Annotated in this window: 14 protein-coding genes and 1 pseudogene; 6 read left to right on the forward strand and 9 right to left on the reverse strand. The window is 42.7% G+C overall.

All coding sequences use genetic code 11. The features are described from left to right. Window positions 1-68: 68 nt before the first annotated feature. Entirely contained in the window at window positions 69-794 is a 726-nt protein-coding gene (locus H5158_RS12315; protein ID WP_182740119.1) for a hypothetical protein, read from the forward strand. Between the two features lie 99 nt (window positions 795-893). On the opposite strand, the pseudogene H5158_RS23385 reads toward H5158_RS12315, so the two are convergent. Further along, a pseudogene (locus tag H5158_RS23385) lies at window positions 894-1,186 on the reverse strand (hypothetical protein); the annotation flags it as partial. 449 nt (window positions 1,187-1,635) lie between these two features. Here H5158_RS23385 and H5158_RS12320 point away from each other — a divergent pair. Then, window positions 1,636-2,073 (forward strand): DUF4265 domain-containing protein, encoded by a 438-nt coding sequence (locus H5158_RS12320; RefSeq protein WP_182740120.1) that lies wholly within the window; start codon window positions 1,636-1,638, stop codon window positions 2,071-2,073. A gap of 378 nt (window positions 2,074-2,451) precedes the next feature. On the opposite strand, the gene H5158_RS12325 is transcribed toward H5158_RS12320, so the two are convergent. The 8 genes from H5158_RS12325 to H5158_RS12360 form a co-directional block, all read right to left on the reverse strand. Continuing rightward, complete coding sequence (locus tag H5158_RS12325) at window positions 2,452-3,303, reverse strand: HDOD domain-containing protein (protein ID WP_182740121.1); 852 nt, start codon at window positions 3,301-3,303, stop codon at window positions 2,452-2,454. Between the two features lie 256 nt (window positions 3,304-3,559). After that, window positions 3,560-4,321, reverse strand: a complete 762-nt coding sequence (locus H5158_RS12330) for an SDR family oxidoreductase (protein WP_145233291.1) — start codon at window positions 4,319-4,321, stop codon at window positions 3,560-3,562. Window positions 4,322-4,324: 3 nt separating this feature from the next. After that, on the reverse strand, window positions 4,325-5,215 hold the full coding sequence (gene mmsB, locus H5158_RS12335; RefSeq protein ID WP_182730582.1) for a 3-hydroxyisobutyrate dehydrogenase: 891 nt from the start codon (window positions 5,213-5,215) through the stop codon (window positions 4,325-4,327). Between the two features lie 4 nt (window positions 5,216-5,219). After that, the gene (locus tag H5158_RS12340) at window positions 5,220-6,365 is read right to left on the reverse strand and encodes an enoyl-CoA hydratase/isomerase family protein (RefSeq protein ID WP_182740122.1); all 1,146 of its coding nucleotides are present in this window, start codon (window positions 6,363-6,365) and stop codon (window positions 5,220-5,222) included. Further along, window positions 6,365-7,144 carry an enoyl-CoA hydratase gene (locus H5158_RS12345; protein ID WP_145233284.1) on the reverse strand — a complete coding sequence of 260 codons (780 nt, stop codon included), beginning with the start codon at window positions 7,142-7,144 and terminating at the stop codon, window positions 6,365-6,367. The genes H5158_RS12340 and H5158_RS12345 overlap by 1 nt, the downstream gene beginning before the upstream one ends. A 10-nt stretch (window positions 7,145-7,154) precedes the next feature. Beyond that, window positions 7,155-8,312 (reverse strand): acyl-CoA dehydrogenase family protein, encoded by a 1,158-nt coding sequence (locus H5158_RS12350; protein ID WP_182718997.1) that lies wholly within the window; start codon window positions 8,310-8,312, stop codon window positions 7,155-7,157. A 124-nt stretch (window positions 8,313-8,436) separates the two neighbouring features. Beyond that, window positions 8,437-9,927, reverse strand: coding sequence for a CoA-acylating methylmalonate-semialdehyde dehydrogenase (locus tag H5158_RS12355; protein ID WP_145233279.1), 1,491 nt, complete (start codon window positions 9,925-9,927; stop codon window positions 8,437-8,439). Between the two features lie 89 nt (window positions 9,928-10,016). Continuing rightward, complete coding sequence (locus H5158_RS12360) at window positions 10,017-11,198, reverse strand: acetyl-CoA C-acyltransferase (protein ID WP_182740123.1); 1,182 nt, start codon at window positions 11,196-11,198, stop codon at window positions 10,017-10,019. A gap of 329 nt (window positions 11,199-11,527) precedes the next feature. On the opposite strand from H5158_RS12360, the gene H5158_RS12365 reads away from it, so the two are divergent. From H5158_RS12365 to H5158_RS12380, 4 genes are all read left to right on the forward strand, one after another. Next, complete coding sequence (locus H5158_RS12365; RefSeq protein ID WP_145233276.1) at window positions 11,528-11,962, forward strand: MerR family DNA-binding transcriptional regulator; 435 nt, start codon at window positions 11,528-11,530, stop codon at window positions 11,960-11,962. A gap of 63 nt (window positions 11,963-12,025) precedes the next feature. Next, window positions 12,026-13,201: an isovaleryl-CoA dehydrogenase gene (locus H5158_RS12370; RefSeq protein WP_145233275.1), complete on the forward strand. Its 1,176-nt coding sequence runs from the start codon at window positions 12,026-12,028 to the stop codon at window positions 13,199-13,201. Between the two features lie 11 nt (window positions 13,202-13,212). Continuing rightward, entirely contained in the window at window positions 13,213-14,820 is a 1,608-nt protein-coding gene (locus H5158_RS12375; protein WP_145233274.1) for a carboxyl transferase domain-containing protein, read from the forward strand. 10 nt (window positions 14,821-14,830) lie between these two features. Beyond that, window positions 14,831-15,601: an enoyl-CoA hydratase/isomerase family protein gene (locus H5158_RS12380; RefSeq protein ID WP_145233273.1), complete on the forward strand. Its 771-nt coding sequence runs from the start codon at window positions 14,831-14,833 to the stop codon at window positions 15,599-15,601. Window positions 15,602-15,605: the final 4 nt, after the last annotated feature.

The raw sequence follows: 15,605 nt of genomic DNA on the forward strand, positions 1-15,605 counted from the left end.
GGCGTACTGGAACTTAAACAGTTGGTTAGGTTCCGCTTGATGCGGCGATACGTAAATATGGAGTACGTGTGAAACATCTACTATTTTTATCTTTATCACTAATCTTAGCTGGTTGCGGAGTTACAGGTACAGCAAGTAAAACTGAGTTTCCATTGTTAACAAACGCTCCAGTATTTAGTGCTAACGTCAATTCAGTTTCAATCATAACAGATGAAAATACAGCTGATAACGAATCATATGGGGCTTTTAATTGGGGAAGTTTTGATACAGCTGACAAAAATACAATTCAGCAATCAATCTTAAATACTCTAAACCAAAATACTTCAAACGTATTAACAAAAGCTAAAGTGCACGCCAAAATTCACCGTTATTCGCAAGTTATTACAAATGCCAGTTATGCAAGCTTTGTTATTGTTGATTGGTGTTTAGAAGTAAACGGTGAAATTATTCGCGACGAAGTATTTTATGCTGGCCACAGCGATGAACTTAATATATTTACTGGAAAAACGTTAGGCTGGGCAAAAGGTCAAACCCACAAAGCAATTTCAAGCCGTATCATCAACCAGTCTATACAATCTTTATCTGATCCGTCTCTTAAAAGCGCTTACCCCGAAAATAATGTATTTTTAAATGCTAAAGATGCAGTGGCTGCTTTACCCACACAGCTTACTTCGGTTGTTGGTGCAGGTTTCTCAGGTGGTATGTATTATTATGTTGGTCCGACTACTGGTAATACTAACTTCAATCAAAAATCAGTTTACCAAAAGGTTAATTGGCAGCAAGAAATTCAGTAAGCGCAGCTTGCGTATAATCGGGTAGCCGGAGGTATATAACCTCCAGACCCCACACCACCCATCATGAGTTTTTCATTAGCAGGAAGTGCAATGGGCGGTTCATCTCCCGTAATGAATATTGATCCAAATACCTCTCAATGACACTAAACCTTGTGAATCTAAGTCATTGCCTAGCGCAATGTTAATTCCTTTTGTTTTTGGGCTTCTACAAGGTCCTTCGCTTCCAAGCGCCTACTTTTGGTTCTGGTGATACCACAGGCTATGGCGAGCCGTTCGCTGACACCCAGTTTCATTAAACTGCGTACTTTAGTGCGTGCTATTTTTTATAAAGAGCGCCACTGCCGCCAGTAGCACATTCTTATCCTACGGCGGATCCAGTGATCTAAATCCACCGTTAGCTAAAATTAAAATAAAGGTCAAAATAGACAGTCCAATGGCGCGACGACAGGTTTTTCTTGAAGGAATGGCAAACAACGTGGTTTTATAGAGCCGCTTTACTGAGGTGAAAAGCGAAATTTTACGGTCAACAAAGGCATGAAAAAACTGATCTTACGGGTTCAAACGAAAGTAAACTCCCAATACAACTGTATTGCTTAGTTCATAATATAGAAAAGCTGCAAACAGGCTGCATTAAAACCACTTAAGCCGTAATATAGCCAGTAAACCAACTGTAATACCTTGCAAAATGCCAATTAAGCAACAGCAAATCCTTTTTTATATTTTATGTGAAAGTCAGTTGTCGATTGAATCGAAATAGGAACTCGGCTATGGTTAATGCATCAATAAAAATAAATTAAAAACGAGTTATTCTACAAGCTCGTTAGGTGAAAAAGGAAGTTCAGTGTCTGCCAAAAAAGTAATGTTCGCTTTAGATATCGAAAACGGTTGGCCACCAGTAAGTGCTGAAGGTGCTTGGTGCGAGCGAGTTAATGGTAACTATAAGTTAGTTAATGCCCCTTTCTTTGTTCCTGATTTGGCTTATGGCGATATTTTTTCTGCTACTCCTGATGAAGTAAATGAGCATATATTTGAATTTAAAGTTGTAAAAAAGTCAGGTCATTCTGTTATCTGGGTTATGAATAATGATGGTATAGATACCACTTTTTTCATAGATATGCTTAAACGACTAGGTTGTAAAGTTGAGACTCTCAACCAGTTTTCTTTAATGTCAGTCGATGTACCGCCAGGACTAGATCTTGATGAACTAGATCCACTATTAGATTTACATGAAGAACAAGGCTTAGAATATGCTTTTCCAGTCTGGAGGCACGGTGATTAATTTAACCTAATCGGGTAGCCGGAGGTCTCTAACCTCCAGTCCCCACACCACCCATCATGCACTTTTTATTAACAGGAAGTGCGATGGGCGGGTCATCTCCCGTAATGAATATGTATCCAAATATTTCTCAATGATACTAAACCTTGTGAATCTAAGTCATTGCCTAGCGCAATGTTAATTCCTTTTGTTTTCGAGCTTCAACGGTAAGCGTATAGCTAGCAACACCTAGTTTACTCAATGTTCCAAGGTAACAGCGGCTCAAGGTTATTAGGCTGCTCAGTAAGGTGCCCAAGCAAGTAGAAATATAGTGCTAAAAACTGGACTAACATTGGCACTAAACGATAGCTGAGGCAAAAGCTAAGAACCTTAATTAATTATTTATGAGCAACTGTTTAAAAAATCAATAACGTCCTCTTGTAAGTCACAATACTCATCATCATTCAAATGCAGTACATCTAAGACTTTTGATTCTATAATACCCCATTGTGGTATAGGCGAGCCTCGTCTGACCATAGTCACTAAGTTTTCAGACATTTTCAAAATAGCAAAGCAGATTTGCTCATCTGTATCTGTCACCTCAGCAAGAATAGCTGCATTGTGGTGGTTGAGGATTAACTGACATATCTCTTTTGGTAAATGCCAACTATTAGCAAAATAATAGCCAACAACTGCATGGTTTGTTTTATATAAACGCTCTTCAATCTCAATAATAGTTACTTTGTCTGTTTGATTAGCGCAGTGCAAAGCGGTTAAATAATTATCATATTTTATTGCCATAGGAGGCACACCACAATCATGAAAAAGCCCAAGCGTATACAAGGGCTCTATGGCTATCTGTTTTTTAAGACGCTGACCTATCATCATGTTTACATTAGCAATCTCTGTTGAAGTATCCCAAAATCTTTCTAAGCTAATACAGCTGTTATCGGTTGCAAACATTTCTTTTAATTTCAAGCCCTGTGCAAGCACATTGACTCCGTCCCAACCAAGAAACATCACGGCTTGTTTTATATCAGACACAGTACGAGATAAGCCATAAGCAGGAGAATTTATTATTTTTAGTATTGCTGATGAAATCGCTAAGTCTTTTACCACTACCTTAGCAGCATCAGCAATAGGCGCATCGCCAGTTGCTATTAAATTTTGTAACTCAGTTAATATTTCAGGTTTAGGAGGAATAATAAAATTTCTATTTATATCTTTCAGTATCTGTTCGTTTATCTCAATCATGTATGTTTGATCCCTGAAGGTGCTTATCATTATAAGAACAAATAGATAATTAATAGTAGAAGTTCATCGCAACTATGACAACTAAAATAGGAAGCGCTAAATGAATTACAGCCCAATTCGTTAAGCTATTACTGACAAATAAAAAACTGTATATACATACAGTGCCACTTAAGGTGCTACTTTATTAACCAATTAAGTTATAAACAAAAACAGCAAGCCGAGGCTTGCCGTTTTATTACACTTAAAAAAGGTTTACTTACAAACGAATACCGCCGTCAATCTCAACCACGCGACCGGTGAAGAAGTCGTTTTCGATAATATACTGTGCTGTATGTGCAATTTCATCCGCTTCACCAAAGCGCCCTACGGGTGTTACTGCTAGCATGCGCTGCTTGGCTTCTGGTTTCATAGCGTCGGTCATATTAGTACGAATAACGCCCGGTGCAATGGCACCTACACGAATACCAAAACGGCCAAGTTCTTTTGCCCAACCAGTGGTCATCGCTACCACACCCGCTTTCGACGCAGCGTAGTTAGTTTGACCAATGTTACCTGCACGAGCAACACTCGACATATTAACTATCACGCCACCTTTACCCGATTCAATCATATGGCACGCAGCTTCACGCCCCGCTAAAAACACGCCGGTTAAGTTTACATCAATCACTGACTTAAATTGATCAAGGGCCATTTTAGCAACCACTTTGCCTTCTTTGGCTTTGATAAACATACCATCGCGTAAAATACCGGCATTATTTATCAATACACCAATATGACCAAAATCTGTATTGATGGTATTAAATGTATTTACCACCGCATCTTCATCAGTCACATTGGCAACATAGGCTTTTACAGTTACACCATGTTGGCTAAGCTCAGCAACTGCATCATCTAACAACGCTTGTTGCATATCAATTAACGCAATATTAGCACCAAGCGACGCAAGTTTATGCGCCATTGCAAATCCTAAGCCTTGCGCGCCACCGGTGATCACCACGGTATTATTTTTAATTTCCACCTGTTACTCCTTCGAGAATAATTTAAATATGGCACTAAAGTCTTCGCTGCCCGCACCTTGGTGTTGCAACATGGTATAAAGGTTTTTAGCCATTGACCCCATCGGGGTTACTGAATTACTTTGCTGCGCGGCTTCCATCGCAAGACCGAGGTCTTTAGCCATTAAATCAACCATAAAGCCTGGTTTATAATCATTACTAGCCGGGGCTGTGGCCATCACACCTGGGCAAGGATTGTAAAGCTCAAGGGTCCAGTTACGACCAGAGCTGGCGGTCATAATGTCGCTCAGCACTTTTGCGTCAAGGCCATTATTTATACCCATTTGAATTGCTTCACTGGTTCCCGCCATTAAAATACTCAATAGCATGTTATTACAAATTTTTGCGACTTGTCCTGCGCCAATATCACCTGCATGAAAGATATTTTTACCCATATCAGCAAGCACCGGTTGGGCCTTAGCAAATTGCTCATCGCCACCACCGACGATAAAGGTCAGTGTACCTGCCGTTGCACCGGCAACACCACCGGATACCGGCGCGTCAACAAAGTCGATACCATGTTCACTAAGCTCAGCGCCTACGTCGCGTGCTGATGCTGCATCAATCGTTGAACAATCAATTACTAACGTTGACTTTGCTAAAATATGTACAAGTCCGGTATCACCTAAATAAAGTGACTTAACGTGCTTACTGGCCGGTAGCATGCTGATCAATACATCAACATCCGTTGCACAATGTTTAGCATCATCCGCGGCGATCGCGCCATTTTCAGCAAGTAGATTTACGACCGTTCGGTTTAAATCAAACACCTTAACCTGATGACCCGCTTTAACTAAGTTGGCAGCCATTGGGCCACCCATGTTACCTAAACCAATAAAACCAATAGAAAGTGACATAACATTATCCTTGTGTAAGTTGTTTTAGTGGATGTGAGTCGTGATCCCAACGTTGAACAAAAAAACTCTCGACTAATTCATCAGGGATCTGTTCAATCGTTTTAAACTGCCAATTAGGCGCGCCGTCTTTATCAATCAGTAACGCACGAATACCTTCTTGAAACTCGCCGACTTCACCACAGCGAACCGACATACCCAGTTCCATTTGAAAGCATTCGCCTAAACTTTTACCTTTTGAACTAGCAAGTTGACGCTCAACTAAGGCGCAACTGAGCGGGCAACCATGCTTTAATGCTTTTTGCGCTCGGGTAAGCCACGTATCGTCAGTTTCTAGATTTAAGATATAATTTACTTTATCGCGTAGATCAGTAAGCTCACCCAATTTTTGAATGGTGGCTAAATGCGCCTTTACATTGCCTTTTGGCATACGCCCAGAAACATTATCAAGTTCGGTAAGTAAACTGGTCAGCTTCTCGTGATTCAATGAAGCCGTTTTACCCCACTTAATGCTGCACAATTGCTCAATCAGAGTGTCGTATTTATCCGCTTTGAGGTAGTGATCAGCTAATGCCACATACATTGCATCGTCACAATTAATAGACGCTGCAGTTAACCCCAAAAATAAGCCGACATGTTCAGGCATTTTATGTAGAAAATAACTACCGCCTACATCTGGGTATAAACCAATTGTTAGCTCAGGCATAGCAATCCGTGAGTTCTCAGTTACCACACGATGACTTGCACCCGCCATTAAGCCTAAACCGCCGCCCATCACAATACCATTACCCCAAACAAGGATCGGTTTATCATAACAATGAATGAGGTGGTCAAGGCGATATTCGTGAGCAAAGTAATCTTCTATTAGATTTGCCGGTTCACCACTGTTCATAGCATTATGCAGGCTGACTACATCACCACCGGCACAAAATGCTTTATCCCCTGCCCCTTTAAGTATCACCATCGCAACATTACTGTCAGCCGCCCATGCGTTAAGTTGCGGCGCTAATAATTTGATCATCTCAAAATTAAGTGCATTTAACGATTTAGGGGAGTTGAGCGTGGCAAAACCAATGAGTGAGCCGTTTGCAGCGCTCGCAGTTTCAAACACCACGGGCGCATCTGGTGAATTTAATTGCGTTAACTCAATCATTAGCCATTCACCCAATTTGCTTTGCGTTTTTCTAGGAAGGCATTCACCCCTTCTTGTTGATCTTGTGTATCAAACAAACCAACAAATAACTCACGTTCAAGCGGTAAGACATGCGCCATTGGCTGAGTGCGGCCCTTTTGGATCAGGGTTTTACAGGCACTAACAGCAACAGGACTTTGATCTGCCACTTGAGTAGCTAATTTAAGTGCCACAGCAAGACTTTCGCCTTGTGGTACCACTTCTTCAACTAAGCCGATTTGTAGGGCTTTATCTGCTTTTAGACGCTCACCACATAAGATCATACGTTTAGCCCAGCCTTCACCAACTAACCATGCTAGGTTTTGCGTGCCACCCGCACACGGTAGTAAACCTACTTTGGCTTCTGGTAGTGCCATTTGTGCTTGCTCTTCTGCAATGCGAATATCACATGCTAACGCCACTTCTAGACCACCACCCATGGCATAGCCATTGATCGCGGCAATGGATACACCTCTAAATGCAGTTAATGCTTCAAATGCGTCACCAAATACTTGCGACATAGTCGCTGCTACGCCTTTATCGCCACCAGCAAATACATTTAAATCAGCACCAGCACTGAAGAATTTTTCACCTTCACCGGTGATCACTAAGGAGTAAACATTTTTATTGTCATTGAGCTCATTTACCATATTTTTTAAGGCAATTAACGTGTCTTTAGTCCAGGTATTCGCTGGCGGATTAGACATGGTTAAAATCGCTACGTGACCTTCAATGGTTAATTCAATACTTGGGTTTGACATTTCGCGCTCCTTATAGAATATCGGCTGCTGATTCAGCTAAAATACGGCGTGCAATAATCACCCGCATGATCTCGTTAGTACCTTCAAGAATTTGATGAACGCGCACATCACGTACGTGGCGCTCCAGTGGGTATTCTTTGATATAACCATAACCACCATGAATTTGTAGTGCGTCATTACACACAGTAAAACCTACATCAGTGGCAAAACGCTTTGCCATGGCGCAATAAGTGGTTTTTTCGCTGTCATTATTATCAAGTTTAAAAGCCGCTAAACGCACCATTTGACGCGCCGCAACAAGCTCGGTATTCATATCGGCAATTTTAAATTGCAGCGCTTGAAAAGCAGCCAACGGTTTACCAAATTGTGTGCGTTCTTTTAAGTATTCACGGGCTGTTTCAAGTGCCGCTTGGGCAGTGCCAATTGAACAAGTTGCAATATTAATACGCCCGCCATCAAGGCCTTGCATTGCAAACTTAAAGCCTTCACCTTCTTGACCTAATAAATTATGAGCAGGTATGCGTACATCTTCAAAACTAATTAGTCGTGTTGGCTGCGCATTCCAGCCCATTTTTTCTTCTGCTTTACCGTATTCAACGCCTTTGGCATCAGCCGGTACTACAAACGCAGAAATACCCGCCGCACCTTCACCGCCAGTACGCGCCATAACTACTAACACTTCGGTCTCGCCTGCGCCTGAGATAAACATTTTTGAGCCATTGATCACGTAATCATCGCCATCACGAACCGCTTTTGTTTTCAATGAGGCTGCATCGGAGCCTGAACCAGGCTCTGTTAAACAATAAGAAGCTAGTAGTTCACCCATAACAAGTTGGTCACAATATTTAGCTTTTGTTTGCTCAGTACCAAAACTTGCAATCATCCAGGTCGCCATATTGTGAATGGTCAACATTGCGGTTGTAGCTGTACAACCCATCGCCAACTGTTCAAAAATAATACTTGAATCTAAGCGCGACAGGCCTAAACCGCCTGCTTCCTCTGGCGTATACAAACCACAGAAACCCAGTTCACCTGCAGCTTTAATGGTATCTTTTGGAAAAATATGTTCGCGGTCCCATTTTGCTGCATAAGGAGCCAGTGCTGATTCTGCGAATTGACGAGCTGTTTGAGCAAATGCTTGCTGATCTTCAGTTAAATTAAAGTCCATTGGAGACCTCTTGTTTATAATTGCGTTGTCAAATTAGATATTCGTGAAGAGCAACGAAGGCAATATTGTGTGTGAAATCGCCTTCGTGCCCCTCTTTTTTATTATGTGGAGTAAGTTAAATTAGTTATTTAAGATTAATGCTCATGTTTGGACCAGAGGCAATCTCGTCTTCAAACCAACGTGAAGTAATTGTTTTGGTCTCAGTATAAAAACGAATACCTTGCTTACCGTACGTATGCGTATCGCCATAGAATGAACCTTTCCAACCGGTGAACGAAAAGAATGGCAGTGGCACAGGAATTGGTACGTTAATACCCACTTGACCAACTTCAATCTCATGTTGGAACTTACGCGCAACCGCACCACTTGAAGTGAATAACGACGTGCCATTACCAAATGGAGAATCATTTATAAGCGCGATTGCTTCATCAAGCGAATCAACAAACATACACGCCAGTACTGGGCCAAAAATTTCTTCTTTGTATAAATCCATCTCAGTGGTGACGTCAGTAAATAAGGTAGGTCCTACCCAGTTACCTTTTTCATAGCCTGCAACAGTAAAATCAGAGCCATCAATTAAACACGTTGCACCTTGCTCTTTACCTTGTGCAATCAGTGACAAAATACGCGCTTTGGCTGCGGTCGATGTTTGCGGACCATAGGCTGCATCTTTGTCATCCCACACACCCGGGCGCACATTGGCAAAACCGGCTTTGATGTCTTCAACCCAGTCTTTCGCTTGGCCAACAAACACCGCCACTGAAATACCCATACAACGCTGACCCGCAGCACCAACAGAGGCACCAACAAGGTTATTAACTACATGTGAGCGACTTGCATCAGGCATGATCACCATGTGGTTTTTAGCACCGACACAGGCTTGTACACGTTTTAAATTAGCCGTGCCTTTAGAGTAAATGTATTCACCTACGCCGCACGAGCCAACAAACGAAATTGCGCGTACTGCGGGATCTTCTAATAAGCGGTCAACTTGTACTTTAGTGCCATGAACAACTTGTAGTACACCTGCAGGTGCGCCGGCTTCAATGAACAGTTCAGCGAGTCGCATTGGCGTCAGCGGATCTTGCTCAGAGGGTTTTAAAATAAAGGTGTTACCACAGACAATCGCCAGTGGGAACATCCATAGTGGGATCATCGCTGGAAAGTTAAACGGCGTAATACCCGCGCACACACCCAGTGGTTGCATGTATGAGTAAGTATCGATTTTACGGGCCACGTTTTCCATGGTTTCGCCCATCATTAAAGATGGCGCATTAGCTGCTTGCTCAACCACTTCAATACCACGCCAAACATCGCCTTTGGCATCTTCAAAGGTTTTGCCTAATTCATGGCAAATAATGGTGGCTAGTTCATCGTGGTGCTCTTTTAAAAGTGCTGCATACTTCATCATAATGCGCGCACGTTCAGTAATTGGCACGTCTTTCCAGCTTTTAAAGGTGTCTTTGGCAGATGCGATAGCCGCATCCATTTCAGCGTCGGTAGCACACGGTACTTGTGCTAACACTTCTTGGTTTGCTGGATTAATAACGTCAATCAGTTGATCTGATGTTGATTGAACAAATTCGCCGTTGATCAGTAATGGTACTTGGTGCATAACGCACTCCTCCCCAGAGGGTAATAAATTAAGCCGCAGTAGTTATTGTTAAAAGAGCCTACGGCTGTAAGAGTTTAAATTTAACTAATTTATAGTGCTTCAACCGCCAGTGCGACCGCCTCGCCACCGCCAATACATAAAGACGCTACGCCTTTTTTCAGGCCACGATTTTTAAGAGCATGGATAAGTGTCACTAAAATACGTGCGCCGCTAGCACCAATTGGGTGGCCAAGTGCACAAGCACCACCATTAACATTCACTTTGCTGGCATCAAGTTTTAATTCATTAATCGCCAACATTGTTACCATGGCGAATGCTTCGTTAATTTCCCATAAGTCAACGTCGTCAGTTGTCCAGCCTGCTTTTGCAAGCAAACTATTCATTGCGCCAACAGGAGCAAGAGTAAACTCACTTGGTTTTTGAGAATGGGTACTGTGCGCAACAATACGACACAGTGGCGTAAGCCCTTGTGCTTTGGCGTGCGATTCACTCATTAAAATAAGGGCTGCGCCACCGTCTGAAATTGACGATGAATTAGCCGCAGTGATGGTGCCGTCTTTTTTAAACGCAGCACGCAAACCGGGAATTTTTTCTGGGCGTGCATTACCTGGTTGCTCGTCAATGCTGATGGTTACATCGCCCTTGCGAGAGCTAATAGTGTGCGGCGCAATTTCATTTACAAAATCGCCATTTGCAATCGCTGCATTGGCTTTGGTCAGTGAATTAAGTGCAAATTCATCCATTTGCTTGCGGCCAATACCGTATTCATCAGCCGTATCTTGAGCAAAACAGCCCATCGCTTTATTATCGTATGCGTCTTCTAGGCCATCACTCATCATGTGATCTTTAATTTCGCCATGGCCCATACGCATACCGCCACGCGCTTTAGGAATAAAATATGGCGAGTTAGTCATGCTTTCCATGCCACCTGCAACCGCGCTGTTAATTGAACCGGCTTTAATTAAATCATGTGCAAGCATGGCGGCCTTTAAACCTGAACCACATACTTTGTTGATGGTCGTAGCGCCAGTACTGCGCGCAAGACCTGCTTTTAACATTGCTTGACGTGCTGGCGCTTGACCTAAACCTGCCGGTAATACACAGCCCATGATCACTTCATCAATAGCTGTATCGCTTAATCCGGTGTCAGCAAGCGCACTGGCAATGGCTGTTGCACCTAACTCAGTGGCGGCTGCATCACTAAGGGCTCCCATAAAACCACCCATTGGGGTGCGTTTTGCTGCTACAATAACAACGGCTTCGGTAGTCATAAAAAAGGCTCCATTTTATAATTGGCTATATTCATATGCAGAGATTAGCCAAACACTGTAATTTATAATCTGCTTATGAGCATACATAATATTTACGTTTACGCCAACGTAAATCTAAAATCAAGATTTTTGCGCCCAACGAAAGTGTAAACATATCTTTATTTTGCTGTAGCCTAATACAAACAGCGCCCCTGCAAGCTGCATTAATACAGGTTACACCTGCTATTTATGGCTTTAGGTTATTAGTCTAAAGTATAAGTTCTACAATCCACTTTACCTTTACGTAAACTTCACTTATATTGGAGTTATTCGAATGAGGTAAAAACACTATGAATCAAGATAATCAAACAAACTTTGCAAGTTCAGCCGCCGAACCGGCAAGCAATGAACAAACCTTTAGTATCAGTGAACTGGCTAAAGAGTTTGATATAACCACCCGCTCAATTCGCTTTTACGAAGATCAGGGCTTAATTTCACCTGAGCGTAATGGCCAAACCCGTATTTATTCAAAACGCGATAAAGTGCGTTTAAAACTTATTTTACGTGGCAAGCGGTTAGGTTTTACCTTAGCTGAAACAGGCCGTTTGTTTGAACTTTATGATGCCGATAAATCCAGCGCTAAACAGTTAGTGACTATGCTTGACTTAATTTCAGATAAAAAAGCTGATCTAAGCCAACAAATGGATGACATTAAAGTTGTCTTGATGGAATTAGTAACCGCAGAGCGTCGTTGTCGCGACACCTTAAATCAATTAGATGAATAACTAGTTTTAAACAATAACGATTAAATGACTATTCATTAACAGTCTCTCACACAGGAATGAATCATGAGCACTATTTCACTATATAAAGAAATGAACTTTGGCCTTGGCGAAACCGCAGATATGATCCGCGATCATGTAAACAGTTTTGCTAGCCAAGAAATTGCCCCTTTAGCTGAAAAAACCGATCTTGATAATGCGTTTCCTAATCAGCTTTGGCCACAACTTGGCGAAATGGGCTTACTAGGTATGACCGTACCCGAAGAGCTCGGTGGTGCCGGTCTTGGTTACCTTGAACACGTAATCGCAATGGAAGAAATTAGCCGAGCGAGTGCCTCTATCGGCCTAAGTTACGGTGCTCATTCTAACCTGTGTGTTAATCAAATTAATCGCAATGGCACGCAAGCACAAAAAGAAAAATACTTACCTAAATTAATTAGTGGTGAGCACATTGGTGCCCTTGCCATGAGTGAGCCAAACGCAGGCTCTGACGTAGTATCAATGAAACTTAAAGCCGAGAAAAAAGGCGATAAGTACATTTTAAACGGTAATAAAATGTGGATCACCAATGGTCCAGATGCGCATACTTTAGTGATCTATGCTAAAACTGATTTAACCGCTGGCGCTAAAGGCATCACCGCATTTATTGTTGAGAGTAATTTCCCTGGTTTTTCTACCGCCCAAAAACTCGACAAACTCGGGATGCGCGGCTCAAATACCTGTGAATTAGTGTTCGAAAACTGTGAAGTACCAGAAGAGAATATTCTTGGCAATTTAAACGAAGGCGTTAAGGTACTAATGAGTGGCCTTGATTATGAACGTGTTGTGCTAGCGGCAGGCCCGCTGGGGATCATGCAAGCCTGTATGGATATTGTAGTACCGTATATTCATGAACGTAAGCAGTTTGATACACCGATTGGTCAATTTCAGCTGATACAAGGCAAAGTAGCCGACATGTATACACAAATGAATGCAGCTCGCTCTTATGTATACACTGTTGCGCGTTCATGTGATCGCGGTGAAACGACCCGTAAAGATGCCGCAGGCGCAATTTTATATGCGGCAGAGCTGGCAACTAAAATGGCACTTGATGCTATTCAAATTCTCGGTGGTAACGGTTATATCAACGAATACGCCACTGGCCGCCTATTGCGTGACGCTAAGCTTTATGAAATTGGTGCCGGTACCTCGGAAATTCGTCGCATGCTAATTGGTCGCGAATTATTTACTGAAAGCCGTTAAGGATAAGCGCTATGACTATTTTAAAATCAAGCGTCAACCCTCACGACCCGCAGTTTTTGCAAAATCATAAAAATATGGCGGCACTGGTTGATGATTTACGCGATAAAGTAAGCGAGATCAGCCAAGGTGGTGGCGTAGCGTTAATAGAACGCCATGAAAGCCGTGGTAAAATGTTCGTGCGTGAACGCATTAGTACCTTACTTGACGAAGGTTCACCATTTTTAGAGATTTCACAATTTGCAGCCTTTGGTGTTTATGAGCAAGCGATTCCTTGTGCCGGTGTAGTTGCTGGTATTGGCCGTGTTAAAGGCGTTGAATGTATGATCATCGCCAATGATGCGACAGTTAAGGGCGGCACCTATTTTCCACTAACCGTTAAAAAACATTTACGCGCACAAGATATTGCCGAGCGGTGTCACCTACCGTGTATATATTTGGTTGATTCAGGTGGTGCCAACCTACCTGAGCAAGATGATGTATTTCCTGACAAACTGCACTTTGGTCGTATTTTTTATAATCAAGCGCGTATGTCGGGCAAAGGCATTCCACAAATTGCAGTCGTTATGGGTTTATGTACCGCAGGTGGCGCGTACGTGCCTGCAATGGCCGACGAAAGCATCATTGTAAAAGAGCAAGGCACAATATTTTTAGCCGGCCCACCGCTGGTAAAAGCGGCTACAGGTGAAGAGGTAACCGCAGAAGAACTTGGCGGCGCTGATGTCCACTGTAAAACATCAGGGGTTGCCGATCATTACGCTGAAAATGACGCTCATGCGTTATCAATTGCTCGCCAATGTATTGAACGAATTAATTATCAACGCCCTACTTCGCCAATATTAGAGCAAGTAAAAGCACCGCGTTATGATATTAACGAATTATACGGCATTGTTGGCACCGATCTTAAAAAGCCATTTGATGTTCGCGAAGTGATTGCACGTACCGTGGATGACTCTTCGTTTGATGAGTTTAAACGTTACTTTGGCGATACTTTAGTGACTGGGTTTGCGAAAATCTATGGTCATCCGGTTGGGATTGTTGCTAACAATGGCATTTTGTTTAGTGAGTCAGCTCAAAAAGGCGCGCACTTTATACAGCTGTGCGCACAACGAAATATTCCACTGGTGTTTTTACAAAATATTACCGGCTTTATGGTAGGTAAAAAATACGAAGCCGAAGGCATTGCTAAACACGGCGCTAAAATGGTGATGGCTGTTTCGTGTGCTGATGTTCCAAAATTTACCGTATTAATTGGCGGCTCTTATGGCGCAGGTAACTATGGCATGTGTGGTCGTGCGTTTGAACCGACTATGATGTGGATGTGGCCTAATGCGCGTATTTCTGTGATGGGCGGCGAACAAGCAGCAGGCGTTATGGCGCAAGTTAAGCAAGATGGTTTAGCCCGCAAAGGCCAAAGCATGACTGATCAGCAAATCAGCGAGTTTAAACAGCCGATTATCGAGCAATATGAGCAACAAGGTCATCCATACTATGCCAGCGCCCGTTTGTGGGATGACGGTATCATCGATCCAGCAGATACCCGAAGTGTGCTAGGTTTAGCTCTCAGTGCTGCAGCCAATGCACCAAAACGTGATTCGCAATTCGGCGTATTTAGAATGTAAGGACGTGAGTATGTCAGTAACACTACAAATAACTAAATCAAATGTGGCTGTACTCGTTTTAAGTCGCCCTGAAAAGCGCAATGCCTTTAACGAGCAAGTGATCCAAGAACTTATTCAATGTATAGAGCATGCTAATAGCTTAAATGTACGCGCCCTTGTTTTAAAAACTGAGGGAGAGCATTTCTCTGCAGGGGCTGATCTTAATTGGATGAAGTCCATGGCAAACAATGACTTCAGTGAGAATCTTGCGGATTCAAAACAACTTGCCAAATTAATGCATGTATTAGCCAGCAGCCCACTGCCAACGGTATGTGCTGTGCAAGGCGCGGCATTTGGCGGCGCACTGGGCTTAATTGCCTGTTGTGACATAGCCATATGCCAAGACAATGCACAGTTTTGTTTAAGCGAAGTAAAACTTGGCCTTATTCCAGCTGTAATCAGCCCGTATGTGATCAGAGCCATTGGCGAGCGCGCTGCACGTCGTTATTTTTTAACCGCTGAGATTTTTGATGCCCACACAGCCAAGCAATTAGGCTTAATTCATCAAGTAACCGGTAAACTTGAATGCGCGCTTGATCAACTACTCGAAACACTGATCAACAACGGCCCTGTCGCGGTTCGCGCAGCAAAACAATTGATCAACGATGTAGCTGGCCATGATATTAATGAACAAATCATAAATTTAACCGCAGAGCGTATCGCCAAAATTCGCGTATCTGAAGAAGGTCAAGAAGGGTTATCTGCCTTTTTTGAAAAACGCCCACCAAATTGGCAAAAATAGGGAT

This window comes from Pseudoalteromonas sp. SR45-6 (genome assembly GCF_014163545.1).
In the GTDB taxonomy this organism is placed as follows: domain Bacteria; phylum Pseudomonadota; class Gammaproteobacteria; order Enterobacterales; family Alteromonadaceae; genus Pseudoalteromonas; species Pseudoalteromonas rhizosphaerae.

Coding starts and splice junctions, on each gene's coding strand:
- H5158_RS12325 (WP_182740121.1), bottom strand. CDS start 3,303: ATGATTGAGATAAACGAACAGATACTGAAAGATATAAATAGAAATTTT.
- mmsB (WP_182730582.1), bottom strand. CDS start 5,215: ATGTCACTTTCTATTGGTTTTATTGGTTTAGGTAACATGGGTGGCCCA.
- H5158_RS12340 (WP_182740122.1), bottom strand. CDS start 6,365: ATGATTGAGTTAACGCAATTAAATTCACCAGATGCGCCCGTGGTGTTT.
- H5158_RS12345 (WP_145233284.1), bottom strand. CDS start 7,144: ATGTCAAACCCAAGTATTGAATTAACCATTGAAGGTCACGTAGCGATT.
- H5158_RS12350 (WP_182718997.1), bottom strand. CDS start 8,312: ATGGACTTTAATTTAACTGAAGATCAGCAAGCATTTGCTCAAACAGCT.
- H5158_RS12355 (WP_145233279.1), bottom strand. CDS start 9,927: ATGCACCAAGTACCATTACTGATCAACGGCGAATTTGTTCAATCAACA.
- H5158_RS12360 (WP_182740123.1), bottom strand. CDS start 11,198: ATGACTACCGAAGCCGTTGTTATTGTAGCAGCAAAACGCACCCCAATG.
- H5158_RS12365 (WP_145233276.1), top strand. CDS start 11,528: ATGAATCAAGATAATCAAACAAACTTTGCAAGTTCAGCCGCCGAACCG.
- H5158_RS12370 (WP_145233275.1), top strand. CDS start 12,026: ATGAGCACTATTTCACTATATAAAGAAATGAACTTTGGCCTTGGCGAA.
- H5158_RS12375 (WP_145233274.1), top strand. CDS start 13,213: ATGACTATTTTAAAATCAAGCGTCAACCCTCACGACCCGCAGTTTTTG.
- H5158_RS12380 (WP_145233273.1), top strand. CDS start 14,831: ATGTCAGTAACACTACAAATAACTAAATCAAATGTGGCTGTACTCGTT.